This is a genomic window from Mycetocola lacteus (assembly GCF_003667575.1).
GTDB lineage: Bacteria > Actinomycetota > Actinomycetes > Actinomycetales > Microbacteriaceae > Mycetocola > Mycetocola lacteus.
Window position 1 is genome coordinate 337,322 of sequence record NZ_RCUY01000011.1, and the last position, 7,022, is coordinate 344,343.

Annotated in this window: 2 protein-coding genes; both read right to left on the reverse strand. The window is 66.7% G+C overall.

Annotation, left to right across the window (positions count from 1 at the left end):
• Positions 1 to 38: 38 nt before the first annotated feature.
• On the reverse strand, positions 39 to 422 hold the full coding sequence (locus D9V34_RS13860) for a VOC family protein (protein ID WP_121687186.1): 384 nt from the start codon (positions 420 to 422) through the stop codon (positions 39 to 41).
• A gap of 76 nt (positions 423 to 498) precedes the next feature.
• On the reverse strand, positions 499 to 7,011 hold the full coding sequence (locus D9V34_RS17860; protein ID WP_121689096.1) for a DUF5979 domain-containing protein: 6,513 nt from the start codon (positions 7,009 to 7,011) through the stop codon (positions 499 to 501).
• Positions 7,012 to 7,022 lie beyond the last annotated feature (11 nt).

Genomic DNA, 7,022 nt, shown 5'->3' on the forward strand with positions numbered 1-7,022 from the left:
CCACGGGATTTCTCCCGTGGGTCTTTTTGTATGCCCGGCTACGCGGCCACCACCTCGGCCTTGAACCCGTCTGCGTTTTCCAACCAGGCCGCGTAGTGGTCGGGACCGCCGGCGTGTGGATAGCGTTCGGCATACAGCGGCCGCCAACCGTGGGCCGGGGCCGCGGCGACCAGCGCGTCGACCTCCGCCCGGGATCCACCGTGGAAGGCCAGATGGTTGATCCCCGCCCGCCGACGATCGTGCACGGGCGAGGACAGGTTCGGGGAGGTGGTGAGGCTCAGATACGCGCCTCCGGCACCCCAGGACTCTCCCTCGGCCCACACGCTGTCCCGGGTGAAACCGAGGCGGGTCAGCAGCCAGGCCCAGTCGCCAAGGGACTCGCGGTCCGCGATCCACACCTCGACATGATGAAATCCACTCATCCTCCGAGTATGGCAGCACCCCGCACATGCGCACGGCCCCGGGTTCTCACCCGGGGCCGTGCGTCTTGGAGGGAGGCTATTCGGTGCGGCCGCGGCGGCGGAAGAAGAACGCTCCGAGCCCGGCCAGCAGTGTGGCGAGGGCGAGGGCACCCAGCCCCAGCGCGTGGTTGGCACCGGTCGAGCCCAGAGCCGAGCCTCCCGGACCCGCAACGACCGGAGTCGCCGCATAGGTGTTGGTCACCCGCACCGCGGTGGGGATCGGATGACCATCGGCCCCCGGACCCACCAGTGCAACCCGGGCGGTATTCGCCGCCGACTGCTGGTCGGCAACCCCCGGAGTCACCGGGTCGATGCTCACGCTCTCCGCACCCCGCAGATCGGGCTCGGTGATCGTACACACGCTGCCCTCGGGCAGGGCATCAATCCGCACGGCGGTTCCCGGCCGAAGGACCGTGAGCGCATCGTGATCGGTCACCGTGACCGCGGCACCGCCCACGGTCAGCTCCCGAGTACACGTTGCCCGCGCCTCAAAGCTGCCCGGGACCCGGGACTCGCCTGCACCCGGACCGGTGAGAACCTTGGTGAGTTCGAGTGACGCCGGCGAATAGGTGTTGAGCATCTCGACCGTGACCGGTTCCCCATCCAGGATCGTGACCGTGCGTTCGGGGGCGGCGATATTCGCCCCGCCCGACTCGGTTTCGGTCACCACACACTCAGCGCCCACCGGCAGACCGGCAATAGCCCGGGATGCGGTGGTCTCCCCCGCGGCGATGGCGAGCGTGAACGTGCCCACATCGCCCAGCGCGATCGGTGCCCCGGCGAGGGTGCAGACCACGGTGAAGCGTGCATCGCCCACCGTGGTGGTCACGCTCGGCGTCTCCACGCGCTTGAGAACGGTCAGATCCCCACCCGCGTTGAAGGTGTTGAGGAACACCACGTCGTGGGTTCCCGGCTCCAGGGTTTCGGCATCAAAGGCTCGGTCAGCATCCAGCGGCACCGCCTCGGTGTTGAGCGTCGCCGTGACCGTGGCCGCACCGCGTGAGTTGGTCTCCGCCGGGGTACAGGTCACACCAACCGGCAGCCCGTCCACACGCTGGGTGTCTCCGGGAACCAGGCTGAAGGGCCCATAGTTCTCGGTGATTCCCGCGAAGGTACAGCTCATCGCCACCTCGAACGGCGCGTCCGCGGGGAGGAAGGTTGCATCACCATCCACCTCGACCGCGAGGGTCACCACCGCCTCAGCAAAGGCGTTGGTGGTGGCGATCACGTTGTCGGCCAGGGTGGTGCCCAGCACCAGAGCATCCTCGGGATCGGTACTAAACCCGTACCCGGTAGTGCCCGCCGAAACCGAACCGTACTGGCCCGGGGCGGTGGTTCCGGTGGGCTGATAGCGCTGGTCCACGATCGAGCAGGATGCACCGAGCGGCAGCCCGGTGAGCGTGGTCGAGAGCGTCTGGTCCACCGCGCTGATCCCCGCAAAGCTCGCGGTTCCGGTGACCGGAGACTCGGCCCCCGGTGCCAGACACGCGTAGTCAAGCTCATAGCCGGTGGATCCCAGGTGCCAGCGGGTGACCGGGTCATCTCGCAGGTCCAGGGTCAGGGTGAGCTCGCTGTCCTGCGCGCGGGCACCCGAGCGGGGCGACTCGGCGGCCGGCAGCCAGCTACTCGCGGTATTGACACGTCCGGTGGCCGCAACGGAGTTCCAGGCCACCCGAGGGGTGGTGCTGGTCACCGGAACGGTTACATCAAACTCCACCACCACAAACTCGCCACCAAGCATCCGAGCATCGTCGGCAAACACGATATCCGCCCCCAGGGCGTGCGTGGTTGTGCTCGCGGTGCCGCTCCAGGTACCCGCGTCACAGGCCAGCGTGTGTGCGCCGCCGAACGCGTCGGGTGCAACCCGGCAGGCGTTACCCGTCGAGGAATAGCGCACTCCCTCGGCGGAGATGACGGCGTCCCCACGGGCACCGATTGCCTCGGCCTCGGCGCCACCGAGAAGCCTGACCGATCCCGGGACCAGGGCGGCCGTCCACTGCGAGTTACGCGCGGTTTCCAGCACCGCCCCCGTGTCGCCGATCGCCGGCAACTCATCCACAAACCGGAACTGGCTGAGCGCACTGTTTCCCGAGTTGATCAGCTTCGCCCGGTAGGTCAGGGTTGCCCCCGCCGTGGTGAGCGCGATGCAGGGATTGCGCACCCAGTCCCCATCGGGCCACTCGGCGTTGGTGGAGGGATCACACACGGTGCGAGCCTCGGTCTCCGAGCCGCCGATCTCCGCGTTGATATAGGACTCCGCGCGCACCGAGTCGTTCTGCAGGAAGTTCGCGTTGGCGGTGGAGACACAGTTGGCGTTTGCCGAGGATTCATCGGCGCACACCGAGGCCGGCAGCGCCCCGAGGATTCCGCTGCCCACAAGCCGAGCGGTGTTGGTCCCCGAACTCCCCGAGGCCACACCGTCACTCATCTGCAGCGGCACCTGGATCACGATCTTTTCGCCCGGACGCAGCACGTTATCCGCGGGCCAGGTCCAGCGCATCGAATCTCGATCTCCCGGGACCAGCGTCATCTCCGGGGTGCGCGAAACACCCTCGGGGGCCGAGGTCACCCGCCACTCCGAGGAGGGGAACACCGCGTTATAGGCGAGCTCGGGTGGGAGCACATCGATTGCGGTGAGGTCGTAGAGGTTACTCGAGGCGTTCGCGTTGTTCTGAAGCACCACAAAGAAGTTGACCCAGGATCCGGGGTTCGCGTTGGCGGTGGTGGTTCCGGTGTTGGTTACCGGATCGTATCGACCCGCATACTTGCGAACCAGCGGCGCCGGAGTTCCCGGATAGATCGGGGTCTCGCCGCGCGCATTGGTCACCTCGGCGAGCGGGACGGTGAAGGTGTCCATGAAGGATGCACCACCACCGGTCATCCCCACGATCCACTGGCTGGCCCCGCTGGGCAGATCGGTGGCCGGTGAGACCTCGGTGGGGTCGCTGCGTAGGTGGGTGCGCAGCTTGGATTCGATATTGAGCGCACCGATGGAACGCTTGAGGATGCGCTGACGGGTGTTCTCGTCCCCGTCGAACTGCACCCGGAAACCGGTGGCCTCGGCCCAGGTTTTGGGCCCGTCGCCGGTACTCGGCAGGGTCAGGTCGGCGTTGTCGGCCGCGGTGATGGCGTCGCTCCACTTTCCGTCCTCACCCCGCACCCAGACCCGGGCCGTGACCGCACCCACCGGGTATCTCACCTGGACTCGCTGGACATCGAAGGCGTCCAGGGCCGATCCGGGCTCAAGGGTGTATCCGTCCGGATCCGCCGAGGGCCAGTGTGCACCATCCAGGAACTCGGCAGCGGTAGCCATCCGCAGCGAGCGCACCGGAATGTTTCCGGTGTTCTGGGTAACCAATACCCAGGTTCGGTTGGGCAGCAGGTCGCGGTTCAGCGTTCCCGTGCCGGTCACCGACACAGCCGCATTCACCGAGGAGGCCGCCACATCGATGGCCAGGTTGGCGCTGTCTACGGTCAGATCCAGCGGCGTTACATTGCCCATCCGTGCCGCATAGTTGGCGGTCAGGTTGGCCTGCTGAGTTACCGTTTCACCGGGGATCTGGGTGGCCCCATCGATGCTCTGATCCGATGCCAGCTCATCCGGGACACCGGCGACAAACCGGTAGGTGTACCCGGTACGGACGTAGTCACGCAGGTTCGTGAAGAACCGCAGCTCGCCCTGAACGACCGCGGTCGGGCGATTGAGACCCACCCGCTTGCCCTCCTCGGACCAGGTGATATGCACCCCGACCACGTCCGCGAAACGATCGCTGGGCGGGTTCAGGGTCGCGGGCTGCGCGTTGACCGGAGCGGGCACATCCAGGGTGGTGCCGTCGGCAAAGAGGTAGTGGATCACGCCCGCTACCTTGTTATTTGCGGGCTGCCCGCCCGAGCTGGGAGCACCCTCACGATCGGGCCAGGTCACCAGTTCGATACCGGTGAAGTCGGTGATCGCGAAGGGATCGTTGGTCGCGGTTCCCGGCCCATTCCCCACCCCCACGGCGATGCTATCCACGCCCACGGCAATGCTGCCGGTGGCCGACCACTGGTTTGCGGGCGGCACCCCGTCCACGCCCAGCGCGGTCTTGTTACTCGCGGTGAGCACCACATGGGAGGGACTCTGGTGCTGGGCGACCAGGTAGTTCTCCGCCAGCGTGCCCTGCCATCTCGCGGTGGCGTCCCCAAAGAGCTGATCGGCGGCGTACACCGTGAAGTCGGCCGTGCCAACAATCCCGGTGGTCCATCCCCCGGGCTCATTCATCGAGGTGAGTGTGGCGCGGTTGCGCTTGATGATCCCGGCCAGCGAGCCGTTCACGATCGCCGCGGGGTTTGTCAGCAGGTGCGTGCGCAGCTTCATGTCGGCCACCACCGAGAACGCCCCGAAGCGCTGCAACGCAACGGTGGGGTCGGCCCGGGTGACCTCAACCTGCACGCTAAAGACGCGTGCCGAATCGAATCCAACCCAGGATCCCGACCACTCAATCTCGCGGTCCACCCGCTGGAAATCCAGGTATCCGGCACTCTGTGAGTCCTCGATATCCTCCGCGGACAGCTCCTCACCCTTATGGCTGGTGCTGGCTTCAACCTCACCCACGGGTCCGATCGGATTCCCGTCGATATCATTCATGGTGATGGTCATCTTCTGGTCCGGTCCCACCCGGGCATCACGCAGACCGGTGAGGGCGAAGACGTCCAGTGAGGACCCCGAGTGCGGACCGTCGGTCATACGCACGCGCACGCTGCGCTCGCTCTCGGGCACACCGGCCAGCAGGAACGCGGTCGGCGACTCCTGCCCCTGAATGCCGTACTTTTTCGCCCCGGATGCGTAGTCCTTGAACACCGAGGCGCGGGCCAGATCCAGCAGGAACATCGCGTCGCCACCGGTGGCGGTCGCGGTGTTGATCCCGGTGCGCACCTCGGCGGTGTTTCCCACGGTCAGGAGTCCCGGGGTGTCCGAGGACCCAATCAGATTGGGGTCCACCTTGACCGGGCCGCTCAGCTGCTCATTGCGGAACGTGACGGTGGTGCCGGCGGGCAGATCACAGTCGATGGTCACCGGGAAGCGCGCGGCCGGCTCGGCCGGAAGGATGGTGACTTCGAATCCCACCACCCGGTCCAGCTCCATCCCGTCCGTGTAGTCAACCTTGGTGACCGTGGGCGAAGTTCCGGTACCGAGGACCCACACCTTGTAGCTCGTGGTGCTGGCTACGGTGCCGCCGTTCGCATCGGTACAGACCGCTGCCTGCGAGGAGAGCGCCGACAGTTTGATCGTATTAAACGGGTTGCTCTTCAGGTTGGCGTTTGTCGGGGTGGTTTGCGGGTCCGAAATGGTGAGCCCGGTTGGTCCCTGATCCTCGGTCGCTCCCGCCGACGGGCTGGTCGATGCGCTCAGCCGCAGCGCGTGATCGCGGTAGTTCTGCGGGTCGATTTCGGGGTCAAACACGTCTCCGGCTCGTGCCTCACCGGTCAACGGATAGACGATCCGATCCGCATCGGAACCCAGGTTTTTGCTGAGCTTGGCGGTGAACTGCGGCTTGACCAGTGTGATGCTCGCGGTGGGCAGGTTCTCGGTAATCCGGGCACCGGTGGCCGCGGTGGCCACCACGGTGCCGTCAAACTCCACCAGGGTGGTGCCCGGGTTGCCGGAGGGCGCGCTGATCGGTTGGCCGTTGGAAAGCCGGGTATCGCGCAGCGCCGAACTGAGGATCACCCGTGCCGCACAGCCGTCATCATCCAGCGCACAGTTCCCGCTAATCCCGCCGCCGTCGGTGGCATAAAACGTGATGGTGATGCCGATGATCTCCCCCAGCGTGCGCTCGTCCCCCTCGGGTCCGGGCACCACCGCACCGGCAACAAACTCCTGCGCCTCACCGGCCACCGGTGCGGTCGCATAGTTGTAACGGATGCTCGCCCGGGTGGATCCGGCGGGGAACACCACCTCGGGGATCGCGGTGAGCTGCTGATAGTCGAAGAAGTCGGCGGTACGGCTGGTCTGGTTCGCGGTGAGCCGCAGGGTCGCCTCGGAGAGCACGGGCACGCCGGTGTTGGATAGGCGCACGGTGACCGTGGAACCCTCGCCGGACTCATAGACCGAGGTCCGGTCCCCCGAGGCGGTAATCCAGTCGGTGGAGCGGGCAATGGACGGCAGCAGCGCCGCCACAACGATGTCGCGGTGGGTGTGCTGAACCAGGGTGGTCGGCGCATTGGGGGCCACATCGCTCACCCGGTTGGTGACATCGGCCGTGGCGCGCACCGACTGAATGTTGGCGGCCGGTCCGATGATGCGCTCGCCGTCGCTGCGGCGGTTATCACGCAGGGTGTACTCGCCCACCACACTCACCGTACGCTGGGCCACATTGGTGCTACCCAGCGCGGGAAGCCCCGGCACGGTGACCTCATATCCCACCACATTGGCGGGGGCCGCAAGGGTCAGCTCTCCGGCGGCGACGGGCACCGTCTGGGTGGTTCCGTTCTCCAGTGCGACGACCACCGAGATGCCCGCGGGGTTCGTGTTGAAGCGCAGTCCGGTCAGGTCAAACGCCTCGGCCACCGGGAGGGAGG